Below are 22575 nucleotides of genomic sequence, written 5' to 3' on the forward strand. Positions count from 1 at the left end.
GCAGTTTGTGTCGCAGATTTGTTGACCGACGCACTGGTGTTTCCGAGCATTTTGGTCGATTAAAGGCAGACCCTAAGCCTTTGCCAATCAAAAGCCGGGATGATGGCCCAGATCGACTATTCAGAAAACGGATCACGCAATCGCGGTGTACGCGGCACACGGCTGTTGGCCGCTGTCGCCTATCTTGTGGCTGCCGCGTGCCTGCTGCCCATGGTGGCCGTGGTCTTGGCAGCGGTGACCGGCGGAACAGATACGATCTCGCACCTGATGGACACGGTGTTGCCCGGCTATACCGTGACGACCCTGATCCTTGTGGTGCTGGTTGCGGCGGGTACGTTCAGTATCGGCACGGGCGCTGCCTGGTTGGTGACGATGACCCGCTTTCCCGGTGTCAGGATCCTTGAGATCGCGCTGGTCTTGCCGTTGGCCTTTCCGGCGTATGTGCTCGCCTATGCGTACACCTTTATTCTGGATCACCCGGGTATCGTTCAAAGCACCTTGCGGGATGTAACGGGTTGGGGGCCGCGCGACTACTGGTTCCCTGAAATCCGCTCGACCGGGGGCGCTGCAGTAATGCTGATTCTGGTGCTGTACCCCTATGTCTACCTTCTGGCACGGGCTGCGTTCCTGCAACAAAGTGCTACGGCGTTTCTGGCGGCGCGGGCGCTGGGCAACAACCCATGGCTGGCGTTTCGGCGCGTGTCGCTGCCGATGGCGCGCCCGGCAATCGCCGGTGGTGTGCTTCTGGCCATCATGGAAACCATCGCCGATTTCGGAACCGTGTCGTATTTTGGTGTGCAGACCTTTGCGACCGGGATCTACACCAGCTGGTTTTCCATGGCCGACCGAGCGGCGGCGGCGCAGCTGGCGTGGTGCCTGCTTGTCTTTGCACTGATCATGGCTGTGGCCGAGCGCACCCAACGCGGTAAGGCAAAATACTATCAGGCCGGAAAGAAACATGCTGCCCAACCGGCGGAAGATCTGACCGGTCTTCGCGCCGTCGCGGCATTCTTGTTATGTACCATACCTGTTATCTTCGGGTTCCTGCTGCCCGTTATCATACTGGTCGAGATGGGTTTGGAATCGGAACAGAACCTGCTGTCGCGGCGCTATATCAGTTTCATCCAAAACTCGCTGACCCTTGCCGGCACGGCCGCGGTTGTCACTGTCTTTGCGGCGATCTGTGTCGGGTTCTTTCAGCGTCTGAGACCCGGGCGCGCGTCGTCTGCGACGGCCTACATGGCGCGGCTGGGATATGCCGTGCCCGGTGGCGTCATCGCAGTCGGCTTGATTGTACCTTTCGCCAGCTTTGACAACGCGCTGGATGCCTGGATGCGGCAGACATTCGATGTGTCAACTGGGTTGTTGGTTACAGGTTCAATCTGGCTGCTGGTCGCCGCTTACATGGTGCGATTCCTTGCTGCCGCGCTCAGCGCATATGAGGGGGGGCAAAGCACGGTTCATGCCAATATGGATGCCGCGGCCCGGTCGTTGGGGCAAACACCGCTGGGAACATTGCGGCGCGTTCACCTGCCCATTCTGACACCGTCGCTGCTGACTGCGCTGTTGATCGTCTTTGTGGACGTAATGAAGGAATTGCCTGCCACCCTGATCATGCGCCCGTTCAACTTCGACACACTGGCCGTACAGGCATACAGGCTTGCCTCGGATGAGAGGCTTGAGGGTGCCGCCGTGCCCTCACTGGTCATTCTGGCGGTCGGCCTGCTGCCGGTAATCCTGATCTGCCGTCAGGTTGGTCGGCGGTAACACTTGTGTTGTAAATGCCGGACAACCGCGCATCAGGCTTGATTCAAACATAATTTCCGGCAAGGCTGGCGGTATGAACATGCAGCCTCCCAACCGGTTTTCGGCAAGCGCAGCGCAGATGCCCGTGGCCTTTGACCGGCACGAGATGTCGCAAATCCTGTCCGTTTATGGACGGATGGTCGCCGCCGGAGAGTGGCGGGACTATGGTATCTCAAACCTGCGCGACATGGCGGTGTTCTCGATCTTCCGGCGCACTGCTGAGCACCCGATCTACCGCGTCGAAAAGCACCCGCGCCTGAAATCCCGGCAGGGGATGTACTCTGTCATCGGTATGGATGGCCGCATCCTGAAACGCGGCCACGATCTGCGAGCCGTCCTGCGGGTGCTGGAACGCAAGCTCATCCGGGCCGTAAACCCGGATTAGAGCCTTTTTCGCGCTGTAACAGGCCCGTCGCCCTGATCCTGAATGCGCTGGATCGCCCGGTCCATCAGCTCGTACACAACCGCCATATGGCTGGCGTTCGCATGCAAAATCATGTTGTCGCCCGAAACCCAGGCCACGTGACCTTTCCAGAACAGCAAATCCCCGCGCTGCGCAGGTGTTCCAGCTGACAGGGCAGCGCCCAAGGCTTGTTCCTGATCGCCGCTATCGCCGGGGCAGGGAATACCGCAGGCCAGCAACGCGGCCTGAACAAGCCCTGAACAATCGATGCCGAACCGGCTGTTGCCGCCCCACAGATAGGGCGTACCCAGGAACAACTCGGCCACGGCAACCGGATCGTGCGGTTTTTCTGCAATAGGGGCCATGTGAACCTTTGGGACAAAACCCAATTCGGTCTGCACAAACCGATCTGTTTCGGCAGTCGCGTGGATTTTACTTCCGAAACTCAGAGACACGAGATCGCGGCTTTTGATATCAGGGGTCAAGTATGCATGTGTTGCGGGCGCATTGATCCAATGCGTTGCAGGTATATCCTCGGACAGGTGGTCTGTTTCCAGCCAACCAGCATATCCGTCTTTTTCTGCGACGATCCTGCTCCACCCGCCGTGGTTTTCTTTGACGTGAACTGTGTCCCCCAGCAGCAATTGACGATCACGCGGCCCGTCAGGAGCACGCAACAGGTCGACGACCGGTTTGGATACGCGGCGCTTGGTCATAATCCCAATACCTCCGGTAAGGCCGACAGCACCGCGCGTGATCCCTGACCCAGACCGCCTTTTGTGCGGCCGGGTTCATTGCTGGGTTGCCATGCGTAAATGTCAAAATGGATATAGCGGCTAGACCCTACGAACCGGCGCAGAAACAGCGCGGCGGTGATAGACCCGGCAAACCCGCCTGAGGGGGCATTGTCCAGATCGGCAATGCCGGGTTCGATCATCGCCTCGTAGGGTGTGTGAAACGGCATTCTCCAGACCGGATCGGCAGACGTTTTGGCCGCTTGTGCCAAGGCCAGCGCGCAGCTTTCGTCGTCGGTGTAGAACGGTGCCAGATCAGGGCCCACGGCCACGCGCGCCGCACCGGTCAGCGTCGCCATCGAGATCACCAGATCGGGATTCCCTTCATCCGCCAAAGTCAGCGCATCAGCCAGAACCAGACGCCCTTCGGCATCGGTGTTGTTGATTTCAACGGTCAGGCCCTTGCGTGACGTCAGGATATCACCGGGGCGAAAGGCATTGCCTGAGACTGCGTTTTCAACGGCCGGGATCAGAATCCGCAGTTGCAGGGGAAGGTCCAGCGCCATGATCATCCGGGCCAGTCCCAGCACATTGGCCGCGCCGCCCATGTCTTTTTTCATCAGGCCCATGGAAGCGCCCGGTTTCAAATTCAGCCCGCCGGTGTCGAAACATACACCTTTGCCCACTAGTGTCAGTCTGGGGCCACTGGTGCCCCAGTTCAACTCGATCAGCCGGGGGGCCTGCGCCGCGGCCCGTCCCACCGTGTGAATCATGGGAAAATTCTGATCCAGCAGCGCATGGCCGGTGATCACCTTGCAAGACGCGCCGAACTCATTCGCCAGAACCTCGACCGCTTGCTGCAACTGATCCGGTCCCATGTCCGAAGTGGGCGTGTTGACCAGATCGCGCGTCAGAGCCTCGGCATTTGCCATGGCCTCGATACGGGCGGCGTTGATGCCATCAGGTGCAATCAATGCCGCTGACCCTCCGGTCTGGGACGCGTATCGATCGAAGACATAGCCAGTCATCAGCCAGCCAAGACACTCCATCTCCAAAAGATCCGCAGGAATGCCCGAAGCAATGCCGTAAGTGCCTTCCGGCAGTGCTATGGCCGCTGCGGCAAGGGGGAACCGTTTGCGCGCACGTTTTTCTTCGGTTCCGTAACCAGCCAGCGCGAATTCAATTGCGCCGTTCGTTGCCGGCACAAGCAGGGCCTGCCCCAGAGCGCCGGAAAACCCGTTTGCTGCGACCCAGGACTGCACGCGCTCAGTCTGATCCAGAAGCCAGCCGTCCAAATCCGGCTGCGCGATCACATGAAGCGGTACGGAAGGGTCAGAGGATGGGGCGAAGGACAGAGTCATGGGCGCCTCGGCAGATTGTTTCTGTGCACAGACTAGCCGCGCATAATCTGCCCGCAACCCCTGTCAGACGGAAAGGTCCTGTTGGTCCCAGACGGCTGTCAACGACCGCTCACCAACGCGGATCAGACGTCCCAGCGTCGCGCCCGCTGCTACCGCGTCACCGGCATCGACGGCCTGCGCTACGTCACCTGCAACCCTGGCCAGAACCGTCATCCCGACCTGTTCGGAAATCGCAACCAGCGACCTTGCGCATTTGCGCAGGTCGGCCCACTCGCGCTGACGCCAAAAGCGTTCGCAGTTCGACAGGCGCACTGCCAGTTCTTCGATGGTGCGGCACAGCACATCCAGCGCGTTCTTGTCGCCCAGTTGACGGTAAAGGCCACTTAATTGATCCGAATCCAGACGGACGGATTCCTTGTGTTCAAGCGTGATTATTTTTTCCACCACATTCACCCTAATTCTGACGCCCCCACGGCGCAGGTTTGATACTGGTGGCAAATTCCTTTGCAAAACCTTGCAGAGAAATCGGATAATTGCTCGAATTTTCCTAGAATTCGGTTTAGAGGATCGATCAGCGACAAGAACGGGGACACCGTAATGGAATTTGCCAAACCTTTGCCGAGCTATCTGGTCACGCGGTATCACGGCTGGAAAGCGACCACGTATTCGGAAAACCAGGTCTGGTTCAAGCGGCTGGCAGATGAAGGGCAGCGGCCCCGGGCGATGGTGATCTCCTGCTGCGACAGCCGGGTCCATGTGACTTCGATGTTTGGTGCGGATCAGGGCGATTTCTTTATCCACCGCAATATCGCCAATCTGGTGCCTCCCTATGCGCCGGACGGCGATCATCACGGTACCAGCGCAGCAATCGAGTACGCCGTCACTTCTCTCAAGGTTGCGCATCTGATGGTTCTTGGCCATTCGCAATGCGGTGGCGTTCAGGGCTGTATCGACATGTGCAAGGGTCAGGCGCCGCAACTGGACGCAAAAGAAAGCTTTGTCGGTCGCTGGATGGACATTCTGAAACCAAAATTCGAACTTGTCGCTGATATCGAAGACAGCCTCGAACAAGCCCGACAGCTGGAACGTCAATCGGTTGTCGCGTCGCTTGAAAACCTGATGACGTTCCCGTTTATCTCGTCAGCGGTCGAACAGGGCACCCTGAGCCTGCACGGGTTGTGGACCGATATCGGCGCTGGCGGGTTAGAGAGTTACGATCCCATACAGAAGAAATTCGTTCCGGTCTGACGACAGTTCAAAGTGAATAAATGATGCGGAATACGGCTCTGATTCAGAGCCGTTATTTCGTATTCTCCACTCATGACGTTTGAATTTGGAGCTTGCTATGAAGATGCTTAAACGAATTCTCGCAGGGTTGTGCCTTCTTGTTGTACTGTTCGTCGCAGTCTCTTACGTATTGCCCGGCAAGGCGGAAGTGTCCCGCAGCATCACCATCGACGCCCCGGCCGCAGTGATCTTTCCGTTTGTGAATTCCATGCAAGCGACCGAGAAATGGTCCCCCTGGCTGTCACGCGATCCGGAGACGAAACTAAGCTACAGTGGCCCCGATGAAGGTGTCGGCAACAAGTTGAACTGGAGCTCGGATCACGCACAGGTTGGCAGCGGTACGCAGGAAATCGTCGAAAGCGTGGAAAATCAACTGGTCAAAACAGATCTGGACTTTGGGCAGATGGGCACGGCCTCGGCTTCGTTCACACTGAAACCCGATGGTGACGCAACCATCGTGACTTGGGGGTTCGAATCCGATCTGGGGCTCAATCCCATGTCCCGCTGGATGGGGTTGATGATGGATAAATGGGTTGGCGGCGATTACGAGCGCGGGTTGAATAATCTGAAAGTGCTGATCGAAAATAACACCTAGACCCTTCTTGAGATCGCAACATGCGTTCTGGTTTGCCCACCAAGGCAGCGGGGACCTCGCGGATCAATCCAAACGAAACCGCGCGAATTTGCCGAAGTGGTCGGATCCCATGAAGGGGCGCAGTTCGACTGTTCCGGTTGTTCCTTTTGGGAACAAAAGGTTGTCGATTGGCAAGGGTAGGTGCCAGCTGCCAAGATTATGCGTATTCAGGACAGCCCCAAAACTCTGGTTGTCGGCTGCCGCTGCGATCCGCCGGACGCTTGCGCCCCATGGAACCATGTTGAAATCCCCGGCAATCAGAACCGGGCCATCCAGACCTGCGATGCGTTCTGCAATGATCCGGCTTTGGGTTGATTGGTCGAAAGGAAAAGGCCAGCTCAGGTGGATCGATACGATCCAGACCAAAGACCCGTCCGGGGCTTCGACTTGTATTCCGACAAGACCATGACCTTTCAGGCAGAACCCGGAACCTTCGACAATCGGAAGAGTTGTCAGGATGGCAACGTTTTGTTCGGGACGAAACTCACAGATCACCTTTTCGGGGTAATGCTCGAACAGGTTGCTCATGTATTCGCGGTTGTGACTTGAGACTTCCTGCAACGTCACGATATGGGCATCGGATGCAATGATGTCGTCGGCCAGCGAATACCGCGGCCATGCCCGGCTCATGAGGTTCTTTTGATATAGCGTCAGACACGGGCCGTCGCAGGCCTTGGGCGGGGCAGCGAAACTGGTTGCGATTGATCCGACAGCAACAGCGGCAAAGGCCAGGGTCACCAATGCAAGGTATCTGGCGCGCATATACAGCAGGATCGCGGCACACGGCAAAAGCAGAACGCCGGCTTGCGGGCGGAAAAGAGCAAAGGAGTCTCCGACCGCCAGGAATTGCCCGGTAAACCCGATGAGGATAAGCCCGACCAGAATGCCTGCACATCCTATGATCAGGTATCTTCCAATTCTGCGTTTGGTCGAAATTCCCATACTATGCCTCTGATGCCCTGTGCAGGGCACCACCTGTTGTCTGTTCTGGCCCATCCGTCGCGTTCAGGTCTGTGTTTAGCTGGCAAGCAAGCCTGAATTTGTCAACTGGTCGGCAATTTGGATTGCCGTCAGCGCTCTGCCGTTGCTTGGGGTCCAGTCGGTGCCTTGATGGGTGCGGCTGATGAAATAGACGGCAAAAGCCGAGCGTCTTTGGAAACTACTTCAGGTCCATCCCCTCAGGCCAATTCAATTCAAGGTTCAAGGTGATGTTTGCCTTTTGATCGGGGGCAATATCCATCTCCCAAACCAGAATTCCGCGTTGGTTGTCCACATTCTCTTCATTTGGGCGCGGATTGGCGTTCCACGTGATTTCCAGATCGTCCTGCTCGGAATATGGAACCCGGTCCAAGAGGCGCAGTGGCCAGGTTTGGTCCGTCAGGTTTTCAATACTGATTTCAGCCTGTTCGACCCGTTGATTGGACCGCGAAATAATCCCGGTGTCACCGCTGCTGCGGTTCAGGATCTGTCGGGAAAGTGTCAGACCATGGATTGGGCCAAACCCCATCTCGATTTCTTCCCGAGGGCCAATTTCCTGCGAGTCTCCGGCAGCAACCAGAACATCATCTACAAACCACCGTGCGGCAGCAGACTCCAGAAGCCTCTGATCCATTGGGTTGGTGAACCGAGCGGTCCGATACGCCGTGTCATCGCGCCAGGGCACGCCAAGCGCAAAAACCTCGGCAGATTGGGTGATTGCGTCCAATGCGACCTCGGTAATCTCATAACCAGTGGAAACCGAGATGAGATTTGGCAAAGTGTAAGTGATGCCGGTGCCTTCTACTGACGAGGTCAGTATCGTGCCAATGGATGTCTCTTCCACCACAACAGGTGCCTCGACAACCGCTTCTGCCAATTTCCCGAAATTTCCCCGTTCTGGTTGCGGTGGCGGTGTTTCGCGTATCCAATGTCGTAATGAAGGCAGCCATGATGCAGCGTTCTGTCCAGTTGGGGCAATGGTCGACACATGCATCGTAACATCGCGCCAGTTTTCACCGGTGTCCTGCGTGATCAGGAGGTTGCGGTCGATCCGAACTGTGGGCGCGTCGCCTGTTGCCAAATGAAACTCGTATCCCGGCGACCATTCTGCGGCATAGGAGTCGATGTACGACACGGTCAAAGCACCTTTTGTTGCTGTTTCGGCGGTCACGTCGACGGCAACGAAAACATGGTCATCAGCTTCGGGGATCAGTGCAGCCAGATCAGCTTGAGCAATCAACAAATCTTCTTCCAGCTGTTCCAGTTGCCGCTCGACACCTCGGGCTTCGATTTCAGCCGTTTGGGCTTCTTGCTCGGCGCGCAGAGATTCCTCGGCAATCATGCGGGTGATCTCACGCAGCGTGTTTGGGTCGGCAGGCAGACCTTCATTCTGTCCCAATTGACCAAGAAACAATAAGGATTGGCGTGCAGCCTCGGCGCGTAGACGGGTGGCTTTCGCCTTGTCAGTGACAGCAGTGATCTGATCTTCTATTGCTTCGATCCGATCCTCGGCCTGCATTACAGCTTCGCTTTTGCGGTCCTGTACCGGGAGGTTTTCAAAGCGTCGCAGCAACGCGGTTTGTGTCAGGCCTTCGGTCAGAACCTGTATTGAAAACAACTGATTTTCGTCATTCGCGGGAATGCCCTGCAAGATCAAACGATGTTTGCCAGCAGGAATTTCGTAGGCTCCTGTGCGGATAATGTCGGCTCCTCTGGGGTAAACCGTGACCTCACGCACTTTGGTGTCGATCAAAAATGTTTCAGCATGCAGGACGGTGGGCGTAAGGGCCAAAAGGTAAATCAGGGGTCTCATAATCACTCGCGGAAATCAGGTGTTATATGCCCGCAAAGGTTGCAGCCCGGATGGACGACTGCAAGCACAAAAAAGGGCCGCCTGCAAAGGGCGACCCTTAGGGGTTTTCAGCTTCGCGAGCCCTCAGCCCTTTTTCAGGACTTCCCGGCCCAGCAGTTCGGCGATCTGAACCGCGTTCAGGGCGGCACCCTTGCGCAGGTTGTCGCTGACGCACCACAGGTTCAGACCGTTTTCGATGGTCGAATCCTGGCGGATGCGGCTGATGAATGTGGCAAAGTCGCCTGCGCACTCGATGGGCGAGACGTAGCCACCGGCTTCGCGCTTGTCGATCACCATGATGCCCGGCGCTTCGCGCAGGATATCGCGGGCTTCGTCTTCGTCCAGAAATTCCTCGAACTCGATATTCACGGCCTCGGAATGGCCGACGAAGACCGGAACGCGGACGCAGGTTGCGGTGACCTTGATCGACGGATCGACGATCTTCTTGGTCTCGACAACCATCTTCCACTCTTCCTTGGTCGAGCCGTCTTCCATGAAGACGTCGATCTGCGGAATGACGTTGAAGGCGATCTGTTTCTGGAACTTCTTCGGTGCGACTTCGGTGGTTGGGTTGTAGACGGCCTTGGTCTGATCCCAAAGCTCATCCATACCTTCCTTGCCGGCACCCGAAACCGACTGATAGGTCGACACAACAACGCGCTTGATCTTGGCGCGGTCATGCAGCGGCTTCAGCGCGACAACCATCTGCGCGGTCGAGCAGTTGGGGTTGGCGATTATGTTCTTGTTTTTGTAGTCGTGGATCGCCTGCGGGTTACATTCCGGCACGATCAGCGGAATCTCCGGGTCATAGCGATAGAGCGACGAGTTATCAATCACCACGCAACCCGCCGCCGCCGCTTTTGGAGCGTAGACTTTGGTCGCCTCGGAACCCACGGCAAACAGCGCCATGTCCCAGCCGGTGAAATCGAACGTGTCCAGATCTTTGGTCGTAAGGGTCTTGTCGCCAAAGCTTACTTCGGTACCCAGCGAGCGACGGCTTGCCAGTGCGGCAAGTTCATCAACCGGGAACTGGCGTTCAGCCAGAATGTTCAGCATTTCGCGGCCCACATTACCCGTGGCGCCGACGACTACGACGCGATAGCCCATTTCATGTCTCCAAAGTTAAGGACGCGCGTTCATAGCCGCGTTGCGGCGAAGAAAAAAGGGCTATCAGCGGTGTTTTCAACGACTGATGCCGAATTCAAGCGGTTCAATCGTTCAAAAGTCGTTCATAAAGCGCAACCAGCGTCTTTGCTTCGCCCTGAATGTCAAAATTCTGCTCGACATGGGCGCGGGATGCCAGGCCCGCTTGTGACAGGGAATCATTGCTTTTCAGCATTAGGGCAATCGCCTCGACCAAGGCGGGAACATCATCGGGGGCCACCACCTTGCCAAAGGATGGATCAGTAATGATTTCGGAAAACGCGCCGACATCTGTGGCCACGACCGGAACACCGCAGGCCATTGCTTCGAGAGGGGTCAAACCAAATCCCTCCCACCTTTGTGGCGCAACAAACAGGTCCAGGACCTGATACCATTCAGCAATCTGATCTACGGTCACCTCGGGCTTGAAAAGGATGCGATCAGACAAGCCAGCTTTGGCGACTTTAGTCTTCAGTTCGGCCAGAAAAGCGGTGTGTTTCTCGGTTGCCCGGCCCATGACGATGCCTGACACTGTTTCGAACCGTCCGCACACGTCAATCATGGCGTCGACAAAGGCATCCGTGCCTTTTTGGTGTCGGATACGGCCATAACACCCCAACAGTACCCCATCCGGCAGCCCCAGTCGGGCACGGACAGTGGCCTTGTCTGAAGGTGGAACAAAGTCCTGGAGGTTAATGCCATGCATTACCACCTGTGAGTCTCGCTCAAGATACCCTGCGGTTTTGCGCGAGGTTGCAACGACAGCATCCATCTTGCCGATCAGCCATTTGGTATAGCCTGTGTGCGGCCTTTGGGACGCGCTTGTGAACAGCATTTTGAGTTTCAACCGGAACACATTGCGCAGGATGAGCCCCAGCAACATCTCGGTGTTGCGGCGTGCGTGCCAGACCCGCCTTTTACGACGCGACAGGAAAGGCAGTCGACCCAGCGGGATGTGCGGAGTGTCGGCGGGCAGACCCGGACCAGTGGCGGCGATATCGATCCATTGCGCTTGCAGCGGAACCAGCCTTGCTATGGTCGCCGTTACGCCCGAAAGTCTGCGTTTCAGATTTGGGGCTATGACAACGGGGTCGTTCAACGGACTCTCCTGATGGCTGCGTCAATCCACACTATCCCGGCTGAATAGATAGATCACGCAACCAATGGCAAGGGTAACCGCAAAAAACCCGAATATTGCTGTGTACGGCACGGTTGATCCGTCTTGCACGGTGGCTGCGTGAATACGCCCGGTGACGAATTGAGCAATGCCAACGCCGCCGATGCCGAAAAGATTCAGCAATGTCACACCACGCCCCACCAGATGCGCAGGCACGAAGGCCCGGCCATGAGCCATGATGACCGGAAAGCTGGCACCGGTAAAGCCGATCACGGCCATCAGCAGGACGGACAGCCATATTGCATTATCAATCCACAGGCAGAGCAGGCCCAGCGCAACTGAACCCAAAGCGTTGCCAGCGAAAACCACCCATTTCCGGGTGCCAAAAATACGGTCCAGTGGTCCGTAGACAAAAGTGCCCGCAATCATGGCCGAGCCCATGATCAGCGTTGCGGTGCCGATCTGAGTGGAACTGAGGTCGAAAACGTCATTCAGGTACGGCCCGGCCCACAGCCCGCGCAGCGCTGCAGCGGGGGCGTAAGCAACCAGCATCAGGGGCAGGATCAGCCACAAGGCAGGCTCCTTCAGCAGATCCAGCAGCGATCCCTTGTGTTCTGTTTCGACCTTCGCAGGGTCGTGAACAGTCAGCCAAAGGCCCAATGCGATCGCGGCGGACACCGCGGCAAGCCCGACCATCGTACCGCGCCACCCCATCCATTCCACGGCAAGCGCGGTTGGATAAGAAGCCACCAGATTTCCAACGGACCCTGCGCCCAGCATCACGGCCGCTAATGTAGCAAACCGCGCCGGAGGGTATTCGCGTGCAAAGATATAGTAGGAGGCCATAAGGACCGGAGAGCACCCGACACCGATCAGGCCCATGGCTATGCTGATGTGCAGGGGCGTTGTTGCGGCTGCGAAAACCGCCGCCCCACCTGCCCCGCCCACCAGAAGCAGCGCGGCGGACGTGAGGCGGGGCCCAATCCTGTCCAGCGCCCATCCGACCGGGATCTGCATGACGGCGAACACGATAAACCAAAGACCGGAAGCAAAGGCCAGATCTTCGGGCGCGGCACTAATGTCACGCTCCAGATCCAGGCTGAGAACCGCAAGGAAAGCACGGAAAAACTGGCTGAGCACATAGCCCAGGCATAAAACCACCAAACCTGCCTGCATATTCAGCCCTTTCCTGCTCGTCCGAGGGAAATGCTTGGCACGCCGTGATGCAACGCACAAGCCTGTGTATATTGTTTCAAAGTTAGGACATGGCTCGCCTTACGGCTATCTTTGTCAAAACACTGATTCCGAGGGGGAGCATGAAAGACCTCCAGTCCGCATTTTACGAAAACCTTCCCTTGCAGCGCGATTTTACCCGTCTGGCAGACCCCGCGCAGTTTTCAAAACTGCCCGATGATTGGGTTCTGGGTGTTGCTGATATTGTCGATTCAACGGGCGAAATCGCGCGGGGCCGGTACAAGACTGTCAATACTGTGGGCGCTGCGGTAATTTCGGCCATGATCAACGCAATGGACGGCGCGTTGTTTCCATATGTCTTTGGCGGCGATGGGGCGGGGTTTGCTGTCCCGCCCGGAAAAGCTGAAACCGCCCGGACTACGCTGGCGGATTTGCGGCGCTGGGCAGATGAAGAATTCTCCATGCCTTTGCGGGCAGCGCTGGTGTCGGTGGCTGATATTCGCAAAGCGGGTAAGGATCTGCGCGTTGCGCGCTATGCACCCTCTACCGGAGTGGATTACGCCATGTTTTCCGGCGGTGGTCTGGCCTGGGCCGAGGCCGGGATGAAAGCCGGGAAAAATATGGTCACACCCGCCGGGCCAGGTGCGCAGCCGGATCTGACAGGCCTGTCTTGCAGGTGGTCCAACAGCCCGGCCCGTCACGGTCAGATCGTTTCGCTGGTCGTACAGCCCACACCGTCAGCAACCGAACGGGACTTTGCCGATCTTGCGCAATCCGTCCTGTCCGCGTCTGAAACACTGGATCGCGCAGGCCATCCGGTGTCGGAAAAGGGTCCGCCCATAGCGTGGCCTCCACCCGGCCTTGACATCGACGCTCATGTGTCGCGCAACGGGCGTCATGTGATTTTGCACAAACTCGTCCTGCTGGTTCAGAACCTGTTGATCGCAGTATTGTTCAAAACTGGCCTGCGGATGGGACGCTTTGAGCCGGACCATTACAGACATATGGTCAGCAGTAATGCCGATTACCGAAAGTTTGATGACGGGCTGAAAATGACGCTCGACTGCGATCCGGACACGTTGCGCCAAATCGAACACCTGCTTGAAGAGGCGCGTCGCCGGGGGAAGATCAGATACGGTTTGCACGCACAGGAGGAGGCGATGATGACATGTATCGTCCCCTCGGCCATGCGGGATGACCATGTGCATTTTGTTGATGGAGCCTCGGGCGGCTATGCGCAGGCCGCTGCGGCCATGCGCAGTTGACTGTTTAGGATGGTTTCCATTGCCCGGCCAGCGCGCGAGCCGCCTGCGCCAGCAGCATCACATCTATGCCGACCGCCAGAAATTGTGCGCCCATGTCCAGATAGGTCTGACGTGCTTCGTCATTGGTGGCAAGGATGCCCGGCGCTCTGCCTGCGGCCTTGATCCGGGCCAGGGCGTCCGCGATGACCTCGCGCACCTCGGGTGCGGCGCTGTTGCCCTTGTACCCCATGTCGGTTGACAGATCAGCGGGACCGATGAAAACGCCATCCACACCTTCGACTTGAAGAATGTCATCCAACGCGGCCAATCCGGCGCGGGTTTCCACCTGCAACAACAGGCAGATTTCCTGATCTGCGGTCTGGATATAGTCGCTTGTCGACCCATACATCGTGGCGCGCGATGCCGCTGCACCAACACCCCGCACCCCGTCCGGCGGATAACGGCAGGCACGGACCAAGTCCTGCGCCTGAGCGGCGCTTTCGACAATCGGAACCAGTACTGTTTGGGCGCCAGCATCCAGAACCATCTTGATCAGCCAGGTCTCTCCGACAGGAACCCGCACAACGGGATGAGATGCGCTGCTGGCCAAAGCTGTCAGCTGATCCCGGATCGAGCGGATATCATTTGGTGCGTGTTCACCATCGATCACCAGCCAATCGAAACCCGCGGTTCCCATGATCTCGGCGGTGACGGATTCAGCAAAGCTCATCCAGCAGCCAACCTGCAGTTTGCCCTGTATTAGAGCCTGTTTGAATGCGTTTTGTGGGGCTGCCATGCTGAAACCTCATATTTCGACCGCAGGGGGTGAGAAGGACAAGAAGCGGATGTCGATGGCATCTTCAACGGTCGTTTTGAATTGTCCAGCCCGAAATCGGCCCGCATGACGGTGCAAATTCGGGTGCGGGCGCTGCTGCTGCGTGTCGGGTTGCTTGCTTATATCCCGGATTTCGGTGATAATTTTCTTATGACCGACGATCTCCCTCTGACGTCGCGATCTTTGCCCATTGCGCTTTTGCGGGCGCGGGAAAAGGTTATGGGACCCATTCGAGCAATGCTGGCTGACGCTGGCGTCACGGAACAGCAGTGGCGGGTGTTGCGGGTGTTGAACGAAGAAGGCCCACAAGAGCCGACCCACATCGCCGATCGCGCCTGCCTGTTGCTGCCAAGCCTGACGCGCATTCTTCAGAAGTTGGAGAACCGTGGACTGATCACGCGGCGCAGCCATCCGGCTGACCGACGGCGTCAGGTTGTTGAGATCAATACAAAAGGGGTTCAGATCATTCGTGCCAATCTGGCTGCAAGCACGGCCCAGGCGGAACGTATTCGATCTCAGCTTGGACCGGACAAGCATGAGTTACTGCTGGATCTGCTGAACGAGTTGAAGGACCTCGACTCCTGATTTTTGGCACTGTATCCGATGTCGTTGGTAGTGACCCCGCCGGAAACTGTAGGGGGAGTCTCCGACGGGGCGGCCAGACCCGGACTGGTCGTTGGTGCCTGGCCCAAGACCGGTTACGTCAAACCTGACGGTCCGGCCTGTGCTTCGGAGTATACGAAAAGCCTGAAATGTGGCTCTGAACAGGGTCTTTTTGGCCCATGGGGGAGGGGCCTAGCACCTATACTCTCCGAAACTGGTTTAGGCAGTTGCCGATCGGTAAATGGGTCAGCGTATGGTTTGTCGACGTCACTTTGGTGGAATGCTTTACCAAAGCTGCTGTTCTGAATTTTGACGCCGCACCGAAATCGGCACGGGCCTGACTACCTGAGGATTTAGCCCGGCTTTTGACTGAGCCAAGAGTTGTTTCGATCTGTTTGTGTACTGGTGAGACCATAAAAACTGATGAAACCAATTTTTGACACGGCGTCAGTCATTCAGGTCAGAATTGAGCCGTTTCACGCTGAAACACCTCCTCGAGATTGGCGAAATACAGCGTGTTTTCCGGGCTTGCTGGCGGGTCTGGCAGACGTAATATGGCAGTTACGCAACCTTCAGGGATTATCATGCCAAACAGCCTGTTTTCGCTTCCGGACCCGATCACCATCCCCGTTGTCGGCGCGGCGGCCGGATATCCCATTGGACGGATCTTCTGTGTCGGTCGAAATTATGCTGCCCATGCCGCAGAAATGGGGAACGAGGTGGATCGCGAGGCACCTTTCTATTTCACTAAATCCGCCCCGAACGCTGTACTCTCAGGTGCGACGGTTCCTTATCCTGCCGGGACCGAAAATTACCACCATGAGATGGAATTGGCATTGGCCATTGGAAAACCCGTGTTTCGCGCCACCAGTGCGCAGGCGTGGGATGCCATTTTTGCCTATGGCTGCGCCCTGGATATGACGCGCCGTGATCTGCAAATCCGCGAGCGCAACAAGCAGCGGCCCTGGGATCTGGGAAAGGACGTCGAAAACGGAGCGGTCTTTGCGCCGTTGACACCAGCTGCCGACTGGACCCCGGAGGATGACAAGCGCATTCGGCTAAGCGTAAACGGAGAGTTGCGCCAGAACGCCACCCTGGAGGAGCTGATCTGGAAGATCGACGAGATTGTCATGCACCTGTCCGGCTTTTACCACCTGCGCCCCGGTGACCTAATCCTGACCGGTACGCCGGCTGGCGTTGGTCCAGTCGTTGCAGGGGATGTTCTGACAGGTGAGATTGATGGGCTGGAACCGATCAAATTGTCCCTGTCCGACGCAGAGTAGACCCTATTTAGGGTCTTTCAGCCAGTCCTTGGCGAAAGTCACATGTTCAACACCGGCCAGTCGCCGCACCCGGTCCAGCTCGGCGTTCAGGCGTCGGGTACGGGCATCTGACCAGCGCACACCGCGCTCAGGCCAGAGCGCTTTGACGTGCAGCAGGTCACGATCGCGGTGGGCTTTCATATCGATACGGCCAATCATACGGTCGCCCTCGAGCAGCGGAAAAACGTAGTATCCATAGGTTCGTTTGGCCTCGGGGACGAAAACCTCGATGCGGTAGCGAAAGCCGAACAGCCGCTCGGCCCGGCGGCGGTCGCGCAGCATGGGGTCAAACGGACTGAGCACGCGAATGCGGCCTGGCGGCTGCGGTACTTTGGTCATCAGGTTTGGGCGGGCGTATGTCTTGCGCAGGCACCCATCGGCACAGGTGACCTCGATTTCTTCAATATCGCCACTTTCCAGCGACGCCGCGCACCAGTCTTTTGCCTCAGCCGCGCTGACGGTGTCCCAGAAAGCCGCCAACTCTCCGGATGTTGCAAATCCAAGCCGGTCCAATGCGGCGTTGCACAGCCAATCCACGGTCGCCTCGGCATCACAGGGCGTGCTGCCGGGACAGAGATGTGTTTCAATCACGCGCTCTGTCAGATCATAGCGTTTCTGGAACCCATCCCGACCGACGACGGTCAGAGCACCCGAGCGCCACAGATACTCCAGCGCGGTTTTCGATGGGTGCCAGTCCCACCATCCGCCCGAGCCCTTCTTTTCATCCTTGCCAACATCCGAGGACGACACCGCACCATGGTCGCGGATGTGTTGCAGGACTGTGTCAAACTGCTGTTCGAACCCATCCCGCCGCCAGTTCTTCCACCGCGCCTTCAACATATCAGCATCCCGCTGAAAGCGCAGATGCCAATGCTGATAGAACTTCATCGGAATCACCGCCGCATCGTGCGTCCAATGTTCGAAAAGCGCATTATCCCTTTCATAGAGCCTTTTTAGGTCGGCGCTGCGATAGGCGGGCCTGCGCGAGAACAGGATCATGTCATGGGCACGGGCAACGGTGTTGATGCTATCAAGCTGAACAAATCCAAGCCGGTGGATCAGATCCAGAAGCGCGGAACCTTTGGCCGAGCCTGAGGGTTGTTCACCCAATACGTGCCGGTCCATGAAGATCGCCCGGACCGTCCGGTTGTCGAGCCTTTTCAGGGATGTGTTCATCGCCGTTTCAGCGTGTCACCATAACTAATCGTGGGGGTCAGAGTAACGCGTGTCTCGATCTCAGTATCAGGATTTTCCAGACGTTCGGCGATGATCTGGGCAGCTTGGCGGCCGATTTCCAGACGACAGGCGTCCATCGTAGCGAGTTTTCGGGGCAAGCCCTGCAAAAGCTCGACATTGTTGAACCCGGCCAGGCCGATCTGTCCCGGAATATCGATACCCTGTTCCAGCAGGTACAGCAGGCCACCGGCCCCGATCATATCGTTCGAGTAATACAGGAAATCCAGCTCGGGTGAGCGTTCCAGCATGGTTTGGGTCATCTCGCGCCCTTTGGCCAGAGCCGATCCACCGGAATAGAACTCGCGATCCTCGATCTCGATCCCGTGCTTGCCAAGAACTTCGGTAAAGCCTTCGAACCGCTTTCGTGCGCGGTGATCCAGTGGCATCTTGGTGCCCATGAAACCGATATGCTGATACCCGGCCTTCAGGATTGCCTGTGCCATTTCGCGCCCCGCGCGGCGGTGTGAGATCCCCACCATCGCATCCACCGGCTTGCCATCCGTGTCCATGATCTCGACCACCGGAATACCTGCCGAATCCAGCATAGCGCGCGCGGCCTCGGTATGTTCAAGCCCCGCAATGATCACGCCGGAAGGCCGCCACGAGAGCATCTCGTACAGCACTTTCTCCTCTTTCTCGGGCAGATAATCGGTTACCCCGACCACCGGTTGCAATTCGGTGTCTTCCAACACCTGATTGATGCCTGTCATCACCTCGGGGAAGACCATATTCGAAAGCGAAGGGATGATCACCGCGATCAGATTAACCCGGCTGGACGCCAATGCGCCCGCGATCTTGTTGGGGACATAGCCAAGCTCCTTGGCGGCGGCCAGAACGCGGGTGCGGGTGGCGTCAGACACATCCCCCCGGTTACGCAGAACCCGGCTTACCGTCATCTCGGATACTCCGGAAGCCTCGGACACATCACGAAGGGTAAGCGGGCGTTTGGTTTCACTGTTCACGGGAGGCACCTGCGTTGTTGTTTTGTCCGATGGTAGCGTGAACAGGTCGGCGTGTACAACAATTGTGCAAAGGCGATGACAACCCGGAAAATCCCGGTTACAGAGAGCCTGGCACGGCCCCGTGGCTCAACTGGATAGAGCAGCCCCCTCCTAAGGGGCAGGTTGCAGGTTCGAATCCTGCCGGGGTCACCAATAAAACGTATTGTTTAACAGTTACCGGGTTTCCGCAGCCAGCGGCGCCGTCATGGTTTACAGAACTTTGCGAGGGCATATGCCGAAACATATAAAATTCTCGCCAATCGTTCTTCAATAACCTTGCGCAGCCCCTCTGATCAGAACGCCACCGATCATGGCAAGAGCGATCCAGTCCGTGAGATATCATTCGAAATGGTCACGTCAGTGCTTCGGAGGTTTGATCCGTCAGTTTGCCTGAAGTCAGCGCAGCAAGGGCCACCATCACGGTCGCGGTCCCGAGGACCAGTGGCAATCCCCCGATCTGATAGGTCAGGCCGGACAGAACCGTGCCGATCAGCCGGCCTGTTGCATTTGCCATGTAATAAAATCCGACATCCATTGTCACACGTTCGGACCGGGTGAAAGCCAGGATCAGATAGGAATGCAGCGATGAATTCACCGCAAAGATTGCTCCGAAGATCAGCAGCCCAGCTACAAGCGTTATGGTCAGCCAGGTTTCAGGCCCATTTGACAGCGATACCGCCAATGTTAGAGCCGCAGGAACGTAGAAAAGGACAATCGCCCACCTGCGTGCCGCACGGATCAAATCACCTTCGGTTCGATCCGCCGCACGAAGAATCTTTGGCGCGATAGCCTGCACCGCACCATATAGGATGACCCACAGCGCCATGAATGTTCCGATCATGAAGAACGCGGAACGGTTGCCGTCCTCGGTGCCATCCGACAGGACGGCATAGAAATAGATCGGGATGCCGACCACGAACCAGACATCGCGCGCACCGAACAGAAAGACCCGCGCCGCGGACAGCCAGTTCACATTGGCGGATTTTGACAATACTTCCGAGAATTTCGCCCCTTTTCGCCCCTTCGGCAGGCCCGCTGGCATGAACAGGATAACTGCGAACAGGATCAGTGCCAGAACCGCCGCCATGACCAGGATTGCCACCATGAATCCCAACGTGGCCAGCATGGCCGCGCCCAACAGGAAACCCAGGCCTTTGACGGCATTTTTTGATCCGGTCAGCGCAGCGACCCACCGAAACAACCCGCCGCTTTCGGCCGGGGCCAGTAATTTGACTGATGATTTCGACGACATCTTGGCCAGATCCTTGGCCACTCCGCTTGCCCCCTGCACCATCATCACAAAGCTGACCGAGGCGGTAACGGTCCAGTGCGGATCAAGCTGTGTCATGGCAAGCAACGCCACCACCTGCAGCCCCAATCCTGCATACAGGGTGGACGTTAGCCCGAACCGGGCGGCAATCCAGCCTGCGGTCAGGTTGGTGACGATCCCAGCAATCTCGTAAAGTACAAACAGATAGGCCAGCTGAACCGGTGAGAACCCCATGGTGTGAAAGTGCAGCAGCACCAACATCCTTAGCGCCCCGTCGGTCAGCATGAAGGCCCAATAAGCCGCCGTGACCGCGACATAAGCCGACAGTCCTTCGGGCCGCTGGGTCACAGCGAGGACCCGACCATCAGCGCCACATCCACCAAGCGGTGCGCATAGCCCATCTCATTGTCGTACCACGCATAGATTTTCACCTGTGTCCCGTTTGTCACCATGGTCGAGGGCGCATCGACAATCGAGGAGCGTTTGTCATTGGTGTAATCGGTAGATACCAGAGGGCGGGTTTCATAACCCAGAATATCCTTCAGGTCACCCTCAGCCGCCGCTTTTAAGAGGGCGTTGACCTCGTCAACCGTGGTGGCCCGCTCAACTTCGAATACGCAATCGGTCAGCGAGGCGTTCAAAAGCGGCACCCTGACGGCGTGACCGTTCAGACGCCCTTTGAGTTCCGGATAGATCAGTGTGATGGCGGTGGCCGAACCGGTGGTCGTCGGGATCAGTGAGTTGAGGGCCGACCGTGCGCGCCGCAAGTCCTTTGCGGGCCGATCAACGATTGTTTGCGTGTTGGTCACGTCATGGATCGTAGTCATCGACCCGTGGCGGATACCCAGATTCTCGTGGATCACCTTGACCACCGGCGCCAGGCAATTCGTTGTGCAAGAGGCCGCTGTCACAATTTTATGGGTCGCGGGGTCATATGTGCTTTCATTCACTCCAACAACGATATTTGCCGTCGGGCCGTCTTTGACCGGGGCAGAGACGACGACTTTCTTTACCCCGGCATCAAAATATGGGGCCAGCTTGGCCTCGGTCTTGAACACGCCCGTACAGTCGATCACGACATCAACGCCATCCAGCGGCAGGGTGTTCAGGTCTTTCGTGCCGATGAACGGCAGGCGGGTTCCATTCACAGTGATGCTGTCGGCATCAAAGCTGAATTCTGCATCCCAACGCCCGTGTACCGTGTCGAACTCCAACAGATGCGCGTGCATCTGGGGGTCGCCGAAGGCATCGTTGATCCAGGCAATCTTTGCGCCCCGTTCCAACAAGGGCTTCAGGGCCAGTTTCCCCATTCGGCCAAGGCCGTTCACAGCGTAAGTCGTCATGGCGCATCCTCAAGTGGCGACCGCGCGATTTCATCAACGGCGGATTGCAGTGCGATCCGGTCCAGGCTTTCAACCGGCAGCGATGTAAAGGCTTGAACCCGACGCTTCAGCGCGCCGTACGCGTTTTGAAAGGCCAGGCTTTTCTCGGCATCGGTGCCTTCTGCCTTGACCGGATCCGCCATGCCCCAGTGACCGCTGATCGGCTGGCCTTCCCACGCGGGGCATTCTTCGTTCGCAGCCTGATTGCAGACCGTAAAGACGAAATCCATTTCAGGTGCGCCCGGCCCCGAGAACTCGGATACATTCTTCGAGCGGAGCGCCGATGTATCATGCCCCTTGTCTTGCAGAACCCGAATTGCAAACGGGTTGAGTTCGGAAAACGGTCGTATGCCGGCCGAATACACATTGAACCGATCCCCGCCGATATCCCGCAAAAGGGATTCGGCAAAGATCGACCGGGCAGAATTACCCACGCAAATGAACAACACATTGAACTTTCGGTCAGCCATGGTTTCGCGCCCTTTGGCCAAGGGCATGCAAAGATCGGGTCGGCCACGGCAGCAATCCACGAGCAGGAAATCGAACATGTGCTGCACGTTCTTCATCTCAATCGAATAGAGCAGTGACGTCCCGGATCGTTCCTGCTTGACCAGCCCGGATCGCTGCAACGCGTTGAGATAGTTCGACAAGGTGCTGGACTTGATCCCCAGTTCCGACGCCAGTTCCCCCGCTGGAACAGTGTCAGGATATCGTCGCATCAACATGCGAAATACGGTGATACGTTGTGGGTGGCCAAGGATGGCCAGCTGGTCGGTTATCTCTTCTATCATATTTCATGAAATATAGAATAATAAGTTTAGAGTCAAAACTACTCATGCGTCGTTACAAAAATTTCACAAACTGGAAGCTCGCCCCATTGGATTGATCATTGGCCCAATACGTCAACGACAACCTCTGGTGAAAAGGGGGGAAAGGCCCGAACGGACATAACTGGTCTTGCAGGCTTTAGGCTGACAGTTTAAATGGGCCATCTCATCCGGTAGAGGCCAGTTCCGGATGACTCAAGGTGCCGCTGTAGCTCAGCTGGTAGAGCACGTCATTCGTAATGATGGGGTCGGGGGTTCGAGTCCCTTCAGCGGCACCAGTTTTCCGAAGATTAAAACACCATGTACATATTGATACTCGGACCAGTTCCAGGAAACGCACCTTGGT

General features: G+C 57.2%; 21 protein-coding genes and 2 tRNA genes. 9 read left to right on the forward strand and 14 right to left on the reverse strand.

Going from position 1 to position 22575, the window contains the following annotated elements:
• The first annotated feature begins 102 nt into the window (after positions 1-102).
• Both ACR0JI_RS06055 and ACR0JI_RS06060 read left to right on the forward strand, forming a co-directional pair.
• The gene (locus tag ACR0JI_RS06055; protein ID WP_480474333.1) at positions 103-1767 is read left to right on the forward strand and encodes an ABC transporter permease; all 1665 of its coding nucleotides are present in this window, start codon (positions 103-105) and stop codon (positions 1765-1767) included.
• Positions 1768-1840: 73 nt separating this feature from the next.
• Positions 1841-2191: a DUF2794 domain-containing protein gene (locus ACR0JI_RS06060; RefSeq protein ID WP_480474332.1), complete on the forward strand. Its 351-nt coding sequence runs from the start codon at positions 1841-1843 to the stop codon at positions 2189-2191.
• On the opposite strand, the gene ACR0JI_RS06065 is transcribed toward ACR0JI_RS06060, so the two are convergent.
• From ACR0JI_RS06065 to ACR0JI_RS06075, 3 genes are all read right to left on the reverse strand, one after another.
• A complete protein-coding gene (locus ACR0JI_RS06065; RefSeq protein WP_480474331.1) occupies positions 2188-2925 on the reverse strand; it encodes a C40 family peptidase in 738 nt (245 codons plus the stop codon). The two genes, ACR0JI_RS06060 and ACR0JI_RS06065, sit on opposite strands and share 4 nt — an antisense overlap.
• Positions 2922-4304, reverse strand: coding sequence for a leucyl aminopeptidase family protein (locus ACR0JI_RS06070; RefSeq protein WP_480493994.1), 1383 nt, complete (start codon positions 4302-4304; stop codon positions 2922-2924). The genes ACR0JI_RS06065 and ACR0JI_RS06070 overlap by 4 nt, the downstream gene beginning before the upstream one ends.
• 63 nt (positions 4305-4367) lie before the next feature.
• Positions 4368-4757 carry a hypothetical protein gene (locus ACR0JI_RS06075; RefSeq protein ID WP_480476854.1) on the reverse strand — a complete coding sequence of 130 codons (390 nt, stop codon included), beginning with the start codon at positions 4755-4757 and terminating at the stop codon, positions 4368-4370.
• A 144-nt stretch (positions 4758-4901) separates the two neighbouring features.
• On the opposite strand from ACR0JI_RS06075, the gene ACR0JI_RS06080 reads away from it, so the two are divergent.
• Together ACR0JI_RS06080 and ACR0JI_RS06085 are read left to right on the forward strand one after the other, a co-directional pair.
• Positions 4902-5552, forward strand: a complete 651-nt coding sequence (locus ACR0JI_RS06080; RefSeq protein ID WP_480474329.1) for a carbonic anhydrase — start codon at positions 4902-4904, stop codon at positions 5550-5552.
• A gap of 97 nt (positions 5553-5649) precedes the next feature.
• The gene (locus tag ACR0JI_RS06085) at positions 5650-6186 is read left to right on the forward strand and encodes an SRPBCC family protein (RefSeq protein WP_480493993.1); all 537 of its coding nucleotides are present in this window, start codon (positions 5650-5652) and stop codon (positions 6184-6186) included.
• A gap of 63 nt (positions 6187-6249) precedes the next feature.
• Here ACR0JI_RS06085 and ACR0JI_RS06090 read toward each other — a convergent pair whose 3' ends face one another.
• From ACR0JI_RS06090 to ACR0JI_RS06110, 5 genes are all read right to left on the reverse strand, one after another.
• Positions 6250-7167: an endonuclease/exonuclease/phosphatase family protein gene (locus ACR0JI_RS06090; protein WP_480474327.1), complete on the reverse strand. Its 918-nt coding sequence runs from the start codon at positions 7165-7167 to the stop codon at positions 6250-6252.
• Positions 7168-7384: 217 nt separating this feature from the next.
• Positions 7385-9016, reverse strand: coding sequence for a DUF4139 domain-containing protein (locus tag ACR0JI_RS06095; RefSeq protein WP_480493992.1), 1632 nt, complete (start codon positions 9014-9016; stop codon positions 7385-7387).
• A 123-nt stretch (positions 9017-9139) separates the two neighbouring features.
• The gene (locus ACR0JI_RS06100) at positions 9140-10162 is read right to left on the reverse strand and encodes an aspartate-semialdehyde dehydrogenase (RefSeq protein ID WP_480474325.1); all 1023 of its coding nucleotides are present in this window, start codon (positions 10160-10162) and stop codon (positions 9140-9142) included.
• Positions 10163-10265: 103 nt separating this feature from the next.
• Entirely contained in the window at positions 10266-11297 is a 1032-nt protein-coding gene (locus ACR0JI_RS06105; protein ID WP_480474324.1) for a glycosyltransferase family 4 protein, read from the reverse strand.
• A gap of 21 nt (positions 11298-11318) precedes the next feature.
• Complete coding sequence (locus ACR0JI_RS06110; protein ID WP_480474323.1) at positions 11319-12491, reverse strand: MFS transporter; 1173 nt, start codon at positions 12489-12491, stop codon at positions 11319-11321.
• A gap of 140 nt (positions 12492-12631) precedes the next feature.
• Between ACR0JI_RS06110 and ACR0JI_RS06115 the strand changes: the two genes are divergently transcribed.
• The gene (locus tag ACR0JI_RS06115; protein ID WP_480474322.1) at positions 12632-13774 is read left to right on the forward strand and encodes a DUF3095 domain-containing protein; all 1143 of its coding nucleotides are present in this window, start codon (positions 12632-12634) and stop codon (positions 13772-13774) included.
• 4 nt (positions 13775-13778) lie between these two features.
• Here ACR0JI_RS06115 and ACR0JI_RS06120 read toward each other — a convergent pair whose 3' ends face one another.
• Positions 13779-14549, reverse strand: a complete 771-nt coding sequence (locus ACR0JI_RS06120) for an HpcH/HpaI aldolase family protein (RefSeq protein WP_480474321.1) — start codon at positions 14547-14549, stop codon at positions 13779-13781.
• Positions 14550-14738: 189 nt separating this feature from the next.
• Here ACR0JI_RS06120 and hpaR point away from each other — a divergent pair, with 189 nt between their 5' ends.
• Both hpaR and ACR0JI_RS06130 read left to right on the forward strand, forming a co-directional pair.
• Positions 14739-15173: a homoprotocatechuate degradation operon regulator HpaR gene (hpaR, locus tag ACR0JI_RS06125; RefSeq protein ID WP_480494048.1), complete on the forward strand. Its 435-nt coding sequence runs from the start codon at positions 14739-14741 to the stop codon at positions 15171-15173.
• Positions 15174-15775: 602 nt separating this feature from the next.
• Positions 15776-16474, forward strand: coding sequence for a fumarylacetoacetate hydrolase family protein (locus ACR0JI_RS06130; protein ID WP_480493991.1), 699 nt, complete (start codon positions 15776-15778; stop codon positions 16472-16474).
• 3 nt (positions 16475-16477) lie between these two features.
• On the opposite strand, the gene ACR0JI_RS06135 is transcribed toward ACR0JI_RS06130, so the two are convergent.
• Both ACR0JI_RS06135 and ACR0JI_RS06140 read right to left on the reverse strand, forming a co-directional pair.
• A complete protein-coding gene (locus tag ACR0JI_RS06135) occupies positions 16478-17689 on the reverse strand; it encodes a winged helix-turn-helix domain-containing protein (protein WP_480493990.1) in 1212 nt (403 codons plus the stop codon).
• Complete coding sequence (locus ACR0JI_RS06140) at positions 17686-18711, reverse strand: LacI family DNA-binding transcriptional regulator (protein WP_480493989.1); 1026 nt, start codon at positions 18709-18711, stop codon at positions 17686-17688. The genes ACR0JI_RS06135 and ACR0JI_RS06140 overlap by 4 nt, the downstream gene beginning before the upstream one ends.
• A 115-nt stretch (positions 18712-18826) precedes the next feature.
• On the opposite strand from ACR0JI_RS06140, the gene ACR0JI_RS06145 reads away from it, so the two are divergent.
• Positions 18827-18903: transfer RNA gene (locus ACR0JI_RS06145), tRNA-Arg, on the forward strand.
• A 199-nt stretch (positions 18904-19102) separates the two neighbouring features.
• Here the strand turns inward: ACR0JI_RS06145 and arsJ are convergent.
• The 3 genes from arsJ to ACR0JI_RS06160 are packed head-to-tail and all read right to left on the reverse strand — an operon-like array spanning position 19103 to position 22193.
• Positions 19103-20368, reverse strand: a complete 1266-nt coding sequence (arsJ, locus tag ACR0JI_RS06150) for an organoarsenical effux MFS transporter ArsJ (RefSeq protein WP_480493988.1) — start codon at positions 20366-20368, stop codon at positions 19103-19105.
• Positions 20365-21363 (reverse strand): ArsJ-associated glyceraldehyde-3-phosphate dehydrogenase, encoded by a 999-nt coding sequence (locus ACR0JI_RS06155; RefSeq protein WP_480493987.1) that lies wholly within the window; start codon positions 21361-21363, stop codon positions 20365-20367. Before ACR0JI_RS06155 ends, arsJ begins: the two co-directional genes overlap by 4 nt.
• Positions 21360-22193, reverse strand: a complete 834-nt coding sequence (locus ACR0JI_RS06160) for an arsenate reductase/protein-tyrosine-phosphatase family protein (RefSeq protein WP_480493986.1) — start codon at positions 22191-22193, stop codon at positions 21360-21362. The genes ACR0JI_RS06155 and ACR0JI_RS06160 overlap by 4 nt, the downstream gene beginning before the upstream one ends.
• Before the next feature lie 238 nt (positions 22194-22431).
• Here ACR0JI_RS06160 and ACR0JI_RS06165 point away from each other — a divergent pair.
• Positions 22432-22507 (forward strand) — tRNA-Thr (locus ACR0JI_RS06165).
• The last annotated feature ends 68 nt before the right edge of the window (positions 22508-22575 follow it).

Source organism: Ruegeria sp. N10 (assembly GCF_056531545.1).